The organism is Rheinheimera sp. NSM (assembly GCF_052380015.1).
GTDB lineage: Bacteria > Pseudomonadota > Gammaproteobacteria > Enterobacterales > Alteromonadaceae > Alishewanella.
Genome location: NZ_JBQTCI010000003.1, coordinates 508,692 through 524,223 on the forward strand (window position 1 = coordinate 508,692; position 15,532 = coordinate 524,223).

General features: G+C 50.2%; 14 protein-coding genes. 8 read left to right on the forward strand and 6 right to left on the reverse strand.

Annotation, left to right across the window (positions count from 1 at the left end):
- Positions 1 to 162: 162 nt before the first annotated feature.
- A complete protein-coding gene (locus ACTZWV_RS11765) occupies positions 163 to 1,071 on the reverse strand; it encodes a Gfo/Idh/MocA family protein (RefSeq protein WP_444786728.1) in 909 nt (302 codons plus the stop codon).
- A gap of 127 nt (positions 1,072 to 1,198) precedes the next feature.
- Positions 1,199 to 2,077, reverse strand: a complete 879-nt coding sequence (locus ACTZWV_RS11770; protein WP_444786729.1) for an MBL fold metallo-hydrolase — start codon at positions 2,075 to 2,077, stop codon at positions 1,199 to 1,201.
- A 115-nt stretch (positions 2,078 to 2,192) separates the two neighbouring features.
- Here ACTZWV_RS11770 and ACTZWV_RS11775 point away from each other — a divergent pair, with 115 nt between their 5' ends.
- The 8 genes from ACTZWV_RS11775 (at position 2,193) to ACTZWV_RS11810 (ending at position 10,427) form a co-directional block, all read left to right on the forward strand.
- Complete coding sequence (locus ACTZWV_RS11775; protein WP_444786730.1) at positions 2,193 to 2,942, forward strand: sulfite exporter TauE/SafE family protein; 750 nt, start codon at positions 2,193 to 2,195, stop codon at positions 2,940 to 2,942.
- Positions 2,943 to 2,964: 22 nt separating this feature from the next.
- Positions 2,965 to 3,366, forward strand: a complete 402-nt coding sequence (locus ACTZWV_RS11780) for a rhodanese-like domain-containing protein (RefSeq protein WP_444786731.1) — start codon at positions 2,965 to 2,967, stop codon at positions 3,364 to 3,366.
- A 30-nt stretch (positions 3,367 to 3,396) separates the two neighbouring features.
- Entirely contained in the window at positions 3,397 to 3,801 is a 405-nt protein-coding gene (locus ACTZWV_RS11785) for a YeeE/YedE family protein (RefSeq protein ID WP_444786732.1), read from the forward strand.
- Positions 3,802 to 3,811: 10 nt separating this feature from the next.
- Positions 3,812 to 4,219: a DUF6691 family protein gene (locus ACTZWV_RS11790; RefSeq protein WP_444786733.1), complete on the forward strand. Its 408-nt coding sequence runs from the start codon at positions 3,812 to 3,814 to the stop codon at positions 4,217 to 4,219.
- A 108-nt stretch (positions 4,220 to 4,327) separates the two neighbouring features.
- Positions 4,328 to 5,545 carry a methyl-accepting chemotaxis protein gene (locus tag ACTZWV_RS11795; RefSeq protein WP_444786734.1) on the forward strand — a complete coding sequence of 406 codons (1,218 nt, stop codon included), beginning with the start codon at positions 4,328 to 4,330 and terminating at the stop codon, positions 5,543 to 5,545.
- A gap of 149 nt (positions 5,546 to 5,694) precedes the next feature.
- Positions 5,695 to 6,771 (forward strand): efflux RND transporter periplasmic adaptor subunit, encoded by a 1,077-nt coding sequence (locus tag ACTZWV_RS11800; RefSeq protein ID WP_444786735.1) that lies wholly within the window; start codon positions 5,695 to 5,697, stop codon positions 6,769 to 6,771.
- Positions 6,768 to 9,887, forward strand: a complete 3,120-nt coding sequence (locus ACTZWV_RS11805) for an efflux RND transporter permease subunit (RefSeq protein ID WP_444786736.1) — start codon at positions 6,768 to 6,770, stop codon at positions 9,885 to 9,887. Before ACTZWV_RS11800 ends, ACTZWV_RS11805 begins: the two co-directional genes overlap by 4 nt.
- A gap of 132 nt (positions 9,888 to 10,019) precedes the next feature.
- Entirely contained in the window at positions 10,020 to 10,427 is a 408-nt protein-coding gene (locus ACTZWV_RS11810; RefSeq protein WP_444786737.1) for a response regulator, read from the forward strand.
- A gap of 27 nt (positions 10,428 to 10,454) precedes the next feature.
- Here the strand turns inward: ACTZWV_RS11810 and ACTZWV_RS11815 are convergent, their stop codons facing one another.
- The 4 genes from ACTZWV_RS11815 to ACTZWV_RS11830 all read right to left on the reverse strand — a co-directional run bounded on the left by ACTZWV_RS11815 (position 10,455) and on the right by ACTZWV_RS11830 (position 15,294).
- Positions 10,455 to 11,777, reverse strand: coding sequence for a sensor histidine kinase (locus tag ACTZWV_RS11815; protein ID WP_444786738.1), 1,323 nt, complete (start codon positions 11,775 to 11,777; stop codon positions 10,455 to 10,457).
- Positions 11,778 to 11,779: 2 nt separating this feature from the next.
- Positions 11,780 to 12,355 (reverse strand): chemotaxis protein CheC, encoded by a 576-nt coding sequence (locus ACTZWV_RS11820; protein WP_444786739.1) that lies wholly within the window; start codon positions 12,353 to 12,355, stop codon positions 11,780 to 11,782.
- Complete coding sequence (locus ACTZWV_RS11825; protein ID WP_444786740.1) at positions 12,352 to 12,717, reverse strand: response regulator; 366 nt, start codon at positions 12,715 to 12,717, stop codon at positions 12,352 to 12,354. Before ACTZWV_RS11825 ends, ACTZWV_RS11820 begins: the two co-directional genes overlap by 4 nt.
- A 123-nt stretch (positions 12,718 to 12,840) precedes the next feature.
- Complete coding sequence (locus tag ACTZWV_RS11830; protein WP_444786741.1) at positions 12,841 to 15,294, reverse strand: sensor domain-containing protein; 2,454 nt, start codon at positions 15,292 to 15,294, stop codon at positions 12,841 to 12,843.
- Positions 15,295 to 15,532 lie beyond the last annotated feature (238 nt).

Sequence of the window (15,532 nt, forward strand, 5' to 3'; positions counted from 1 at the left end):
ATACTCTTACATTTTGTCGCTGGCGTCTGTGGCTAACGCCGTTATTATTGCGCTGTATCAAAGCAGGTCTGCCTGCTGTCAGATAGTATGCAGCTTGCGTGGTACCTTTAGTGGTATTCGACCGGTCAGAACCCCAACCTTCTGACCGGTCTTTTTTTGTCTTCAGGCCTGTAACTGTTGCACCACAAACTCACAGAGTTGATGGCTGCTAAGCAGGGTTTTATTTTGCGCTGTGTTGCTACCGCCTGCTGCCAACTGCTGAATAAAGGCCTGCAGCATAGCTACAAAACCGCGTTTGTATAGCGTATTGTGCCAATCGTTCACCACAAGTTGCTGTTGCCGGTTATCCGTCATCAGATGCCCCTGCACCAGGTTATCTACCTGCCAGTGCTGGTTATCAGCGAAGTACTCCAGTCGTTCAAAGTTACCGCCCGCCGACCGGTTCATTGATGCTGACACCAGCGTATTACCGGACTGCCAGTTTACCTGCACACAGCCCAGTTGCCCGCCTTTAACGCGGCCATACACCGTAGGCGTAAAGTTGCCGCTGTTATGTAACGCGCTGGCATAGTGGGCAAAATCCAGCAGATGAATAAAATCGTCATAGACAAAGGTGCGCACATCGGCCGGCAGATTGTGACGGTTTTTCTGGTAGTGCAGTTGTATTGGTGCCGCCGCCAGAGCCGGCTGGTACAAGGGCACATAACGGCGGTTAAAGCCAACAAACAGTAACAGGTTTTTCCGCTCGGCCAGCGCCAGTAATTGCTCACACTCTGATAACTGATAACTCAGCGGTTTATCAATAAATACCGCAATACCGGCATTCAGCAATTGTGTTGCAATACTGAAGTGGCTGTCGGTGCTGCTGTGGATCATCACCGCATCGGGCCGGGCAGCAATTAACTGCGCAAGCTCAGTGTAGCCCTCTTTAATACGGTATTGCTGCATTAGCTGCTGCAACACTGCCGCTTGCCGGGTGCACAGCAACGGCGTAATGCCCGGCATAGCGGCGATTAAGGGTAAATAGGCTTTTTGCGCTATATCGCCAAGCCCCAATAACGCTATTCTCATGCGGTAACCTTGTCTGAATTGCTTGCAGGCAGGTTACGCTAAAACATTAGTAACAAACAAGTTGTTAACCCGGATGTTGACGGAAAAACGCCGGGCTGTGCAACCTTACCGCGCCTGCATCACGCCATTATTTGCCGCTCTGTTTCAGCGGAATTTTCATATAACTGACGCCATTATTTTCAGCCCGGGGCAACTGGCCGGCGCGGATATTCACCTGCACAGCCGGGTAAATTAACCGCGGTACGGCGAGGGTTTTGTCGCGTGCTTCACGTTTTTGCACAAACTCCTGCTCCGCCGTGCCGGCCTTTACATGAATATTCTGCGCCTTTTGCTCAGCTACGCTGGTTTGGTATTTCAGTTCCCGCCCGCCCGGCTGATAGTCATGGCACATATAAATTTGCGTAGTGTCCGGTAGCTGATAAATACGCTGAATAGACCGATACAGAATATGCGCATCACCGCCCGGGAAATCGCAGCGCGCGGTGCCGGCGTCCGGCATAAACAGCGAATCACCGACAAATAGATGGCCTTCGATCAAATAGCTGACACTGTCGTTAGTGTGGCCCGGTGTATTAATTACCTGTGCGGTTAAGTTGCCAATGCGGAAGCTTTCATTGTCGGCAAACAGTTTGTCGAAGTAATCGCCCTTCGCCTGCAATTCCTCATCAGCCAGGTTAAATACCAGCTTAAAGGTTTGCTGTACTTTTTTAATGCCCTCACCTATTGCCACCGGCGCACCGGTTTTCGCATGCAGATAGTGCGCCGCCGATAAATGATCGGCATGGGCATGAGTTTCTAAAATCCACTCTACGTTAAGCTTATTCGCTGCTATATACGCCAGCATTTTATCTGCATCTGCAGTGCTGACACTGCCACCAGCCGCATCGTAATTTAACACCGGGTCGATAATAGCAGCACTGCCGCTGCTGTTGTCGGCCACCACATAGCTGAAGGTTGAGCTGTCAGGGTCAAAAAACATTTCGATATGCAGCTTGTCAGCGGCCATACACACCTCGTAAATTAGAACATGCTAAATTTAGATTGCAGCTTAGCGAAAACCACTCTAGAATGCAATTCATGTTATAAGCATATTCCATTATGTTATATAAGGTAAAGTCATTATGTTAGCGTTGCTCGGAGCCTTGGTCATTGGCTTAAGCTTGGGGTTGTTTGGCTCCGGTGGCTCTATTCTTACCGTGCCGGTACTGCTTTACTTACTGCATATGCCGCCGCAACTGGCCATAGCGTCATCGCTGTTAATTGTAGCTGGCATCAGTTTATTCGGCTCGGTGCGCAACGGTTTACAGCGCTTAATCAGCTGGCGTCATGTGATGTGGTTTGGTCTGCCCGGCATGTTGGGCACCTACGGCGGCGCCTGGCTGGGTACCTTAGTTGATGCGCGCTGGCAGCTGTTAGTGTTCGCGCTGCTGATGCTGGTGGCGGCAGTAATGATGTGGCGCAGCAAGATTGGCGACCCGGGTAACGGTAAAGCATTTAAGCCGGTAAAAATTGTTATTGATGGCTTAGCTGTGGGTGCCATAACCGGCTTTGTTGGCGTGGGTGGCGGCTTTTTAATAGTACCGGCCTTAGTGTTGCTGGGCGGTTTAAGCATGCCGGTCGGCGTAGCCACCAGCCTGGTGATCATTGCAATGAAGTCCTTTGTCGGTTTTGGTAAATACTATTGGGTGATGGCCGCAGACGGCGCGGTATTTGACTGGAACACTATAGGCCTGATGATAGTGGCCGGTATTGCCGGTAGCTATGTGGGCGCTGCCGTTGGCAAGCGCTTACCCAAACAGCAGTTACAGCGCGCCTTTGCGGTGTTTTTAGTGATCATGGCGGTGGTAGTAATTTATCAATCTGTTATTTAATTTCAGCGAGCAGGAGTGTCAGATGAAAACAGCACAACAGTTAGTGGCACAGGCCAAAGCAGTAATTAAAGAAGTCAGTATCAATCAGCTGAACGCAGCACTAGCTGCCGACGCTGAAACCTTGTTGGTAGATGTGCGCGAGAGCGCAGAATTTGCGCAGCAGCATATCGTTGGTGCGGTAAATTATCCGCGCGGCGTGCTGGAAATGAATATTCATAATCATCCGAAAGTAGCGGCCAGCGGCTGCGCGCCGGACGTGGCGCTGGCGCAGCTGTCGCAAAGCCCGCTGTATTTAATTTGCCGCTCCGGCGCACGCTCAGCCCTGGCAGCAGAATCATTGCAGCGCATGGGATTCAGCCAGGTGTATTCTGTCGCCGGCGGTATGCAGGCCTGGCTGGATGCCGGCTTAGCCGTTAAACACTAATCAGCCGTTCAACACCGGCAGGAGCAAAAAATGGACAACTTTACCCCGATAGCCGCACTGGTTGGTGGCAGCATAATAGGCTTGGGTGCACTGATATTATTTGTGTTCTCCGGCCGCATCGCCGGTATCTCCGGCATAGCCGCCGCGGCGCTGTTCTCCGCTGAAGGCCGCAGTTGGCGCTTAGCATTTTTAGCCGGCATTATCGCCGGCCCCCTGCTGGTTGGCACCGTGATCAGTGATTTCAGCTACAGCACACCGCAGCTGAGCTGGCAGGTTATTGTTGCCGGCTTGCTGGTGGGCATTGGCACCGGCTGGGGTAGCGGCTGCACCTCCGGCCATGGCATTTGCGGTATCAGCCGCTTATCACCACGTTCCATCACCGCCACTGTGCTGTTTATGTTTAGCGGCATGCTGGTTGCCACCCTGCTGCGTTAAGGAGACTGTGATGCCGATTATTATTGCTTTTGTTACCGGGTTATTGATGTCTGCCGGTATTGCTTACTCACAAATGATCGACCCGAACAAAGTACTGGGTTTTTTAACGCTGAATGCCAACTGGGACCCCAGTTTAATACTGGTTATGGCGGCAGCCTTAGCGGTTTACAGCACGGGGTATTGGCTGTTCGCCAAAAAAGATAAACCGTTGTTTGCTGAGCACTTTAGTTTGCCCGGCAAAAAAGATTTAGATAAGCCGTTGGTAATCGGTGCCTTACTGTTTGGCGCCGGCTGGGGCTTAGTGGGTTATTGCCCGGGCCCGGCGCTGGCCGCCATCAGCTCCGGCAGCAGCGGCACCCTGGCCTTTATTGCTGCTATGGTGGCCGGTTGGTTTATCAGCCGTAAGCTGCCCATTTAGCCGGCGCTTGCGCCAGATCAATTTGCCGCAGCCAGCTGAGGTCGCCGCTGCTAAAATGCTATGTTATGCTGATTTTACTTACTGTACTCTGGCAGGACTTGCGACCTTATGACTGGGTTTACCTCTGTGTATCTGTTTATTGAACGCACCTTTTTTGGCAGTTTAAGCCGGAAAATTATCGGTAATATCAGCTTCTTAGCTATTTTCTTTTTACTGGCGCTGTACTTAGCCTATCCGCCGGGCGGGGCAAGCGGTAGTTGGTGGGTCCTGTTGCTGCTGGGGCTGGGCGCCTTTGTCTTTACTATCGGCTATATGCATTATTTAATTGTCCGGCCGGTAAAAGCGCTGGTATCGGCGTTGCATGACACCAATCGCAAAGGCACCGATTTAAACCATCGCCTGCCGGCTTTTACCTTTGATGAATTTCGTACCCTGTCTGAGGAATACAATCAGTTCGTCAGCCAACTGGGTGTGCTGCTGGGCGATATTCACCAGCAAGCACGCGAAACCCATCAGGTAAATGAGCAGGTGTCAGGGGCGGTAAAAAGCACCCGCAGCCATTTACAAGACACTGAACAGCGCAGCGGGCAAATTCGCGGCGAAAGCGACCAGGTATTGCAATATTTAGCCGATATAGTGCAGCACGGCGACGAAGTTAACCAGGTATCCGGCGTGGCGGTAGATAAAGCCAAAGTGGCCAGTGGCCAAATGCAGCAGTTAAGTGGCCAGTTATCCGGTATCGTTAAATTGCTCGACAGCTTTGGCCATACCATTAACGGCCTGCATAAGAACTCAGAAAATGTGCGGCAAATTTTGGTAATGGTAGAAACCTTTTCTGATCAAACCAACCTGCTGGCATTAAATGCCGCCATTGAAGCCGCCCGTGCCGGCGACGCCGGTCGCGGTTTTGCCGTGGTGGCCGATGAAGTGCGCACCCTGGCCGCCAAGGTAAATGATGCCACTAAACAAATTTCCGGCTTTTTAAATGAAATGGAGCAGCTGGTAAGCGAAACCCGCACTGAATCACACAGCCTGAACCAACAAGCGCAGCAGGCGCAGCAACAAATTGACAATACCAGCGGCGAGTTCAGCCAGTTGCAACAGGAACTGCAGCAGGCGAAAAACGGCATTCAGAGCATAAATAAAACGGTGCTGGAGCTGGAGCAGCGTTACCAACATACGCATCAGCATTTAAGTGCTATTGAACAGGTAACCAGCGACGCTTACAGCCAGATGGCGTCTATTGATCAGGCGGCTAAAGATTTGTTATCGGGCACCGCCCGCACGCAGCAGCAACTGGGCCGCTTTGCCCGCAGCCAACAGTAATTGCTGTCATCGGGTTTAACAGAGTGTAAAACTCTGTTAAACCCGCCATATTTGCTTACAGTTGCAAGCTTGCTGGCATTCACGCCTGTAGGTATATTTCACGCTACGCTTAACCCCGCTCTGCCGCTTTTTGCCGCCAAGGATATTTTATGTTTAAAAAAATTGCTGTCTCACCTGTTATTATTGCTGTGATATTAAGCCTGATGCTGGTGTTTTGGCTGTTCAGCGGCGACAACTACAGCGCTAAAGACCAAGCGCCGGCAGAGCAAAAAGTAGCCAAAGCACAGTTGGCGAAGGTAGAAACCCGCTGGTCTGACGCCTCGCCCTATCAGCTGACGCAAATTGCCCAAGGCCAGGTATTGCCCTGGCGTAGTGTCAGCATTAAATCACAACAAGCCGGCATGGTAACGGCACTGTTAAAGCAACAGGGCGATACCGTGCAACCTGGTGACAAGCTGCTGCGTTTATCCGATGAAGGCCGCACTGCCAGGCTGGCGCAGGCGCAAGCTAACCTTAAACTGCGCAAAAGCGAGCTGGACAGCGCCCGCACTTTGGGCAAAGCACAATTTTTATCGGCCACCGAACTTACAAGGCTGGAAAGCGAGCTGGCCCAGGCTGAAGCCGAGCTGCAAAGTGCTGCTCTGGCCGTTAAGCAAACGGAACCGGCCGCACCTTTTGCCGGCGTGGTAGACCGGCGCCATATTGAGGTAGGTGATTTGATTCAAACCGGCACAGAACTGATGCAATTAGTGCAAATTGATCAGTTAAAAGTTACCGCGCAAGTACCGCAGCAACATATTGCCGCGTTAAGCGAAGGCCAGAGCGTTACGCTGCGCTTGCTGGATGGCAGAAAACTGGATGGTAAACTGAGCTTTATCAGTTATGCCGCCGATACCGCTACCCGCAGCTTTTATATTGAAGTTACCGTAGCCAACCCGCAACTTTGGCGCATCGCCGGCGCCAGTGCCACTGTGGAAGTGCAACTGACACCGGTACTGGCGCACCTTATTTCACCGGCCCTGCTAAGCCTGGACAACAGCGGTAATCTGGGTGTATCCGTGGTGAATGAGCAGCAGAAAGTGGAGTTTTATCCGGTACAGATTTTAACCGCCGATAACGACGGCGCCAGGGTCAGCGGTTTACCGGCGCGCAGCCAAATTATTACCCAGGGTGCCGGTTTTGTGCAGCCAGGCGACACCGTGCAGGTGGCAGGAGCTGAGCTATGAACAGCATTATTCAGGCGGCGATACAACGCAGCCGCGCCAGCTTAATGCTGCTGCTGTTTTTATTTATCGCCGGTATCAGCGCTTATCAGTCTATTCCGAAAGAAGCCAACCCGGATGTGGCCATTCCGATGATGTACGTATCGATGTCACTGGATGGCATCAGCCCGGAAGATGGTGAGCGTTTGCTGGTGCGGCCAATGGAGCATGAGCTGCGCTCGTTAGAAGGCATTAAAAAGATGACTTCTACCTCCAGTGAAGGCCATGCCTCGGTAATGTTGGAATTTGATGCCGGCTTTGATGCCGACAAGGCGCTGGCTGATGTACGGGTAAAAGTTGATGCCGCCCGTTCCAAGCTGCCCGGCGAAGCAGATGAACCAACGGTAAACGAGATTAACGTCGGCTTATTTCCGGTGTTGTCGGTGGGCTTATCCGGGCCAATCTCGGAAAACCAGCTGGTGTATATCGCGCGGCAGTTGCAGGAGAATATTGAAGCTATTCCTGAAGTGCTGGAAGTAGACATTGGCGGCGACCGTGAAGACTTACTGGAAATAGTAGTAGACCCACAAGTACTGGAAGGCTATGGCCTGGATTACCAGCAGCTGTTTAATCTGGTATCAAACAATAACCGCCTGGTGGCAGCCGGCAGTTTAGATACCGGCGCCGGCCGCATGGCAATGAAAGTGCCCGGCGTGATTGAGAATTTAGATGATGTGCTGTCGATGCCAATCAAGGTAGACGGCGATACGGTGATTACCTTTGGTGATGTGGCAACCATCAGCCGCAGCTTTAAAGATCCGCTCGGTTTTGCCCGCATAAACGGCCAGCCGGCTGTGGTACTGGAAGTTAAAAAACGCAGTGGCGCCAACATTATCTCCACCATTGAGCAAACCAAAGCGTTAATAGAGCATGCCAGTGCGCAGTTTCCTGACGGCATGCAGATTAACTACATTATGGACCAGTCCAAAGAAGTAAAAAGCATGTTGTCAGATTTGCTCAACAACGTGCTAACCGCAGTGGTGTTGGTGCTGATCCTGATCATTGCCACTATGGGCGTGCGCTCGGCGCTGCTGGTAGGCATTACCATACCCGGTGCCTTTTTAGCCGGTATTTTAATGATTGCGGCGTTGGGCTATACGATGAATATAATCGTGCTGTTTGCCCTTATTCTGGTGGCTGGCATGCTGGTAGACGGTGCCATAGTGGTCAGTGAGCTGGCCGATCGTAACTTGGCCGAAGGGCAAAAGCCGAAACAAGCCTGGGCTAACGCTGCCGGCCGCATGGCCTGGCCAATCATCGCCTCTACCGCCACCACAGTGGTGGTGTTTATGCCATTGCTGTTTTGGCCTGGCGTAGTCGGCCAATTTATGAAATACCTGCCGGCCACCGTTATTTTATGTTTGCTGGCATCCTTATTTATGGCACTGATTTTCTTGCCGGTAATGGGCGGTCTGAGCAAAGCGCAGCCACCGGCGCACGAAGTAGAGCAAAGCCGTGCCGGTAAAGCCTATCGTGGCTTACTGGCCCGCTTGTTACGCCGGCCCGGGTTAACCTTTGCCGGTATGCTTGGCGCCATGGTGCTGATTTTCTTTGCTTATGGCAAATACAACCACGGCCTGGAGTTTTTCCCGTCGGTAGAGCCCGAGTCGGCCCAGGTTTGGGTGCGGGCTCGCGGCGATATGTCGATTTATGAAAAAGATACCTTGCTGCAAAAAGTCGAGCAGCGCTTGCTGGGGTTATCCGAAGTAAAAGCACTGTATGCCCGCTCGTTAGCCAGCGCCGGTGGTGAACTGGCAGCCGATGTGGTTGGCACCTTGCAGTTTCAGTTTATTGATTGGCATCAGCGTCGCCGCGCAGCTGAGATCCTCGATGAGATGCGCAAACTTACTGCAGATATTCCCGGTATCATTCTGGAGTTTCGCCAGCAGGAAGAAGGCCCGGCCGGTGGTAAACCGATAGAACTGCAAATCAGCGCCAACCAAGCCGCCGCCACGGAGCAGGCCGTAACGCAAATTATCAGCCAAATGCAAAAAATGGGCGGCTTTGTTGATATTGAAGATGACCGCAGCCTGCCGGGCATAGAGTGGCGCATTGAAGTTGACCGCGCCGCCGCTGCCCGCTTTGGTGCCGATGTGCTTACCGTAGGTAATGCGGTACAGATGATCAGTAACGGCTTATTGCTGGCAAAATTCCGGCCGGAGTATGCCAGTGATGAAGTAGATATCCGCGTGCGGTTTCCGCAAAATTGGCGCTCGTTAGATCAACTGGGCCGGTTAACTATTCAAACCGAACGCGGCCAGGTACCGCTGAGTAACTTTGTCACCTTAGTGCCGGCAGCGAAAACCAGTGTGATCAAGCGGATTGACGGCAACCGTGCAGTAACGATAAAAAGCGATCTAGCCCCTGGCGCTCAGGTAAGTGAACGCTTACAGGCGCTACTGGCAAGCGATATTAAGCTGCCGGACAACGTTAATGTAAAAACTGCCGGTGAAAGTGCTGATCAGCAAGAGGCGATGACATTCCTGATGGGCGCCTTTGCAACGGCTATCTTCCTGATGCTGATGATTTTGCTGGTGCAATTTAACAGCTGGTACCAGAGCTTGTTAATTTTATCGGCCATTATTTTTTCCACCGCCGGTGTGTTGCTGGGCCTGCTGGTCAACGGTCAGAGCTTTGGCATTGTCATGGTAGGCATGGGTATTATTGGCCTGGCCGGCATAGTGGTAAATAACAATATCGTGTTAATTGATACCTATAATCAGCTGCGCGACAGCGGCTTATCAGCCTTTGAAGCAGCGCTGGAAACCGGTTGCCTGCGCCTGCGGCCGGTGTTGTTAACCTCAGTTACCACTGTGCTGGGCTTAATGCCGATGGTGCTGGCGGTTAACGTTAACCTGCTTGAACCCAGCCTTGGCTTTGGTGCGCCGTCAACTCAGTGGTGGACTCAGCTGTCCAGCGCCATTGCCGGCGGTTTAACCTTCGCCACTGTGCTAACACTGTTTTTAACGCCCTCTATGCTGGTGCTGGGGGAAAAGCTGCGGCCGCGTAAAACAGAATCGGATGCGCAGCCGGTAAGCAGCAGTGATGATATTGCCCTGCTGCTGAAGAAACGTGCCTAAGCTTATCGCAGCTGTGCTGGTGCTGCCTGGCAGCGCCGACACAGCTGTTTCTGCAGCTATATCAGCTGTAAACTTGATTCCTTTCAAGCTATAGCATATTTTTATAAAACAGGACAAACAGGACAGCTTTTAATGTCAGCGACGCCTGAAACAACTAAGCCTCTGGTACTGTGCGTGGATGATGAATCCAACATCCTGAAAGCACTACAGCGATTGTTTATACACCAAGGTGTTCAACTACTATTGGCGGACAGTGGCGCTAAAGCACTCGAATTGATGCAGCAACACCGGGTTAATCTGATCATTAGCGACATGCGAATGCCGGGTATGAGCGGCGCGGAGTTTCTGGCCCGGGCTGAGCAGTTGCAGCCTGACGCCTATCGCATTCTGATGTCTGGCTATTCTGACGTAGCCTCAACAGCGTCAGCTAAAAACCTTGGCAAAATTCATCACTATATCCAAAAACCCTGGGATAACCAGCAGCTGTTAGCTGCCGTGGCAGAGGGGTTGGCGCAGTCTTCGTCTGGTACGCCAAAGTAAACTACTTACAGTGGATCGGTAGTAATATTACTTTACGGCAGGCTGTTCTGTAAAATGCTGGTGTTCATAATCTTCAGCGGTAAGAAAGGGTAAGCAGATGGTAAAACTGCTTCCTTCACCTTGTGTTGAAACGACTTTTATCTCACCTTTATGCTTTTGTACAATGCTATACGACAGAGACAATCCCAGACCAGTGCCTGTGCCCACCGGTTTTGTGGTGAAAAACGGCTCAAATATTTTTCCCAGGTTGTTTTTCGCAATGCCGGAGCCCGTGTCCCTGATGGCAATACTCAACGCCGAATCTGTTGCTGACACGTCAATATAGATATCTCCGCTCTCTTCAATAGACTGCGCAGCATTGACTAACAGATTCAGGAACACTTGATTTAACTGCATCGGCTGACAATAAAGCTTAGGCAGCGCAGTCTGATAATTACGATGTACTTCAGCTTTATATTTGATCTGACCAGCCGCAATTTTCAATGTGTTTTCCAGGCCGTCAACAATATCAGCAAGCTGCCATTCACTGTTATCAACATATGAGAATGATTTCAGACTCTTAACAATAGCCGCAACCCGTTCCAACCCCTCAATTGATTCAGAAATAAGCTCAGGTAAATCCGTACTGATAAACTCATACTGCTGACGCTGCAGCATATCCCTCTCGAGCGCTTGATAAGGTGGATGATTAACCTCAAGCATCAACTCCTGATAGAACTGCATCAGCTCAAATAATTTAACGCTATAATCCCGCAAACTTTGTAAGTTAGAGCTTACAAAGCCCACCGGATTATTAATTTCATGCGCTACACCGGCTGCCAGCTGGCCAATAGCAGCCATTTTCTCCGATTGCAGCAACTGATTCTGCGCCGCTTCCAGTTTTTTATTCAGCGCACTTAGCGCAACATGCTTCTGCCCGAGCTGCTCTGACAACGTCTTCTGCGCTTGATAGTAACTGGCTAACTCAGTCACGTCCTGCACGACTAAACACACTGTTTTTACGGCGCCGTTTTCAATATCCAGAGGAAAAAATTCAATATTCTGATACATCAGCGTTTCTTCGCCGGTAATAGGCCTGCTGCTGCTGAAGTTAAATACATGGGGCCTGTGTTCCCAATACGAGAAGCTGGCATTATTCAACACGAACACACTGTTTATCTTTTTGCTTAAATATTTTGCAGCGTCAGGATAAATAGCCAACAAATTTTTGTTGTCAGTGGCAATGTCAGCGTGGGGTAAGCGGTCAGTAAAAAAATTATTCCAGTAAACAATATCATACTTGGCATCAACAACACATATGCCAAGTGGTAAACGCGACGCCAGCTTTTGCAGCAACACCTGATGGCTCATAGTTACTCCAACAACTGCTGCAGTGTAATCAGCAATGTCTGAACTGACGACTCCTCAAGACAAATCACTATTTTTGAATCAAAATGACTGGCCTCCACATTAAACTTCACCTCCATCATAAGGGTGCTCGCCCAACGATATTGCTCAATATGCTGCATCGTCGGCGTATACATTGTTGGCATACTTAACTTGGCTTTTAATGAAAGTTGCTCAGCAAAACCCGTTAAACAGGCGCCGGCCAGAATATTTGCCAGCTCCAGCAATAATTCATCCAGGCTGTCCTGATTCAACGGCAGATCGTAATCCATTAAACGGCCAATAGCATCACTGCCCTCTTTCGAGAATACCGCAACAACCTCACCTTTTATGGTGCCGAGAAATGATTGGCGGGTGTACCATACAGCATCGTCAGTTAGCATAGACATAAACTGCTGTGGTGTAACGTCACTTATCTTGGGTATAGATAATGTTATCTTTGCTGCGATCAAACGCGCCAGGGCGTTAGCGGCTTGTCCCATTGAGATATTCATCAGCTCTTGTAAGGCATCACGCTGTTCTTCAGTAAGCAGCGTGTTCATATCAGCCCCACTTCAACAAGTGCTTGCTTCAACTCCTCAGGTTGCAGCGGCTTTTGCAAAAAACGAAACGCGCCTAATGAATCGACCAACCGTTTCGCTTCAGGCTGAATATCAGCGCTGATAACTATTACCACCGTTTTGGCATGATGCTCATGCAAGTACTTTAATACCCCAAAGCCATCTAATTCGGGCATAGTTAAATCTAAAAATAACACCTCAGCTTTACCGCTGTTTACCGCCGCCAGCGCTTCTGTACCATTACATGCTTCAGTAATCTCCACATCCCAATCAACTGGCAAAGCCCGCCTTACTACTTTTCTCGACAACGAGGAATCATCTGCAATAGTAACGGGAATAGGCATAGCATCCTCATTTCGTTCATATCTCATCTGCCTTAGCCTAGTCGGTATTCTGCAGTCGTCAACGTTTAACAAAAACCGCACCAGCCATTTGTTCTGCGTCAGAAAATCCTGCTACAAACTACACTACCATTTAGTATCAGTACGGTTCACCGTTACCAGTTCCTGCTCAATCTCATGCAGGCAGGCCGGTTTAGCATAAAAATAGCCCTGGCCAAATTCACAGCCCAACTGGGCCAGTAACGTTTGTTGCTCTGCGGTTTCTATGCCCTCGGCAATAACAGCCACCTCTATTGCCTGTGCCATTGCCAGCATGGCTTTGACCAAACTCAGGTTATGGCCTTTATCCAGAGCCTGTACAAAGGCTCTGTCTATCTTGATGTAATCAATCGGCAAAGACGTCAGATAAGATAACGACGAATAGCCGGTACCAAAATCATCAATGGCTACTTTAATCCCGGCGCTGCGAAACGCGGTCAGGTTTTCCGAAATGGTCGGCGAATTATCCATTGCCACACCCTCGGTAATTTCCAGCTGCAGACACTGCGGCGGCAACTCTAATTGCTCTAACTTAGTAGTGATAAAGCTATACAGTCCGGGGTCTGAAAAGTGTTTGGCGGTGATATTTACCGCCACCGGCTGCGGCTGCAAGCCGCTTTCACGCCATAACTTGATTTGCTGTAGCACGGTTTTCAACACCCAGCAATCGAGTTTTTTACCCAGGTTAACCGCCTCTGCTATCGGCACAAACATATCCGGCGCCACCGTGCCCAATACCGCATCATGCCAACGCAGCAGGGCCTCATAGCCGGTAAGCCGGCCGCTGAGCAAATGATACTTAGGTTGTAACACCAGGCTAAGCAAGTCTTGCTCCAGCGCCCTGCGTAAGCCCTGCTCAATCTCCAGCCGCCTGGTCAGCGCATTGTGAATATCGGCATGATACAAGCGCAACAGCAACGCCTGCTGCTTCGCATCAAACATGGCTGATTCTGCTTGCTGGATCAGTACCGCCAAATCAACCGAGTCGTCCGGGTACACACTGATACCCACACACATTGACGGTGAAATTTTTTCCTGCGCTAACCAGTATGGTTCTGTGCAGTTTTCAATAAGTTGATAAACAAAAGGCAGTAAATCAATCCGGTTAACCAGTGGCAATACCACAATAAAATCATCCGAGCCGGGCCGGCATGCTACCGCATCTTGCGGCAATAAACTTTGTAACCGGTGTGCCGCCTCTATCAGCATCAGATCGCCAAACTCGTAACCATATTTTTCATTAATAAGCCGAAACCGGTGACAATCAATAAACAGTACCGCCAGTGCCTGGCCGGCGTCTGAGCGCCGGCCGAACTGTTCCAGCAAGCCTTCTTTATTTACCAGTCCGGTTAAGGCATCAAAATTGGTAAGAAACTTAGCATGATTTTTCGCTTTAACCTGCTCGGTAATATCGATACCCACCCCCTGAACTTCGTCCGCGGAGTCTGCTGCACCGGCCAAGCTGCTAAAGGTCCAGTCGACCCAGTGCACTGTATTGTCAGGCCCCAGCATACGCACAGACAACGAAATAGTTTGCCCCTCGCCGGCCTGACGTAACTGCGTCAGCAGTGCTTCAACATTATGCCGCTCATCGGCGTGGATAAACTCGAAAATAGAAATGCCCAGCATTTGAAATAACTGCTGGTTTAACTGGCGACAAAAGGCATTATTTACAAACGTAAGCCTGGAGTTTTTACTTAACCGGCAAATAAACTCTTTCTGATTCTGCACAATATCGCGATAACGTTGCTCTGCCGAAATCAGCCGCTGCAATACCGCTTTAAATTCAGATAAATCGTGGCAGACACCAACAAACAGCCGGCCCTGCTCAGTATGCGACTCCCCCACCGATAAATGCATAGGAAATACGCTGCCATCCTTGCGCCGCGCTTGCACATCACGGCCAATGCCGATGATCTGTGCTTTACCGCCCCTTTTATAATTGCGCAGGTAGCTGTCATGCTGCGCTGCATGTGTTGATGTCATCAGCATACTGACGTTTTCGCCAATCACTTCTTGTTTGTTGTAGCCAAACAATTGCTCGGCACCGCGGTTAAAGGTTTGCACAATGCCCCACTCATCTATAGAGATGATGCCGTCTACAGTGGCTTCCAGCAGTGCATCCTGCATAGAGCGCAAGCTTAAATGCGCTTTTACACTGGCCTGATACGCAGTTAAGTCATGACAGATACCGACAAAATAACGCTTACTACCGGCTTTGGCTTCACCGACAGATAAATGCATCGGAAAAACGCTGTTGTCTTTGCGCTTTCCCTGCACATCCCGGCCTGAGCCAATAATTTTAGCGTCCATACCATGCTTAACATAGTTGGCCAGATACCCATCGTGCTCACTATGAAACGGCTCCGGCATTAACATACGTACATTCCGGCCTACACAGTCCGTCGAAGTGTAACCGAACAGTTTTTCTGCCGATGGTGAGAAAAAGCAAATTAATCCCTGCTGATCAATAACAATAATCGCATCTACAGCAGAGTGCACTATCGCATCCTGCAACTGACTAAGCTCAAAAGTATCCATACCCTGCGTAACCCTGTTGTTACCAGCAAATACAATAAACCACTAATTTAAGCTGTGATTAATTGATAAGTTTCACAAACTGTAGAAGTAATTTTTTCTTTTTTCCATACAGACAGTCGCATGAAACATGCGTTGTAGTAGTTACTACAGGAATAAAAGTAAAATATCAGGAATTTTGGACAATGCGGTGTGACAGGCCGGCTAAGTTCGTAACAGAAAGCAACCGACTGAACTACCG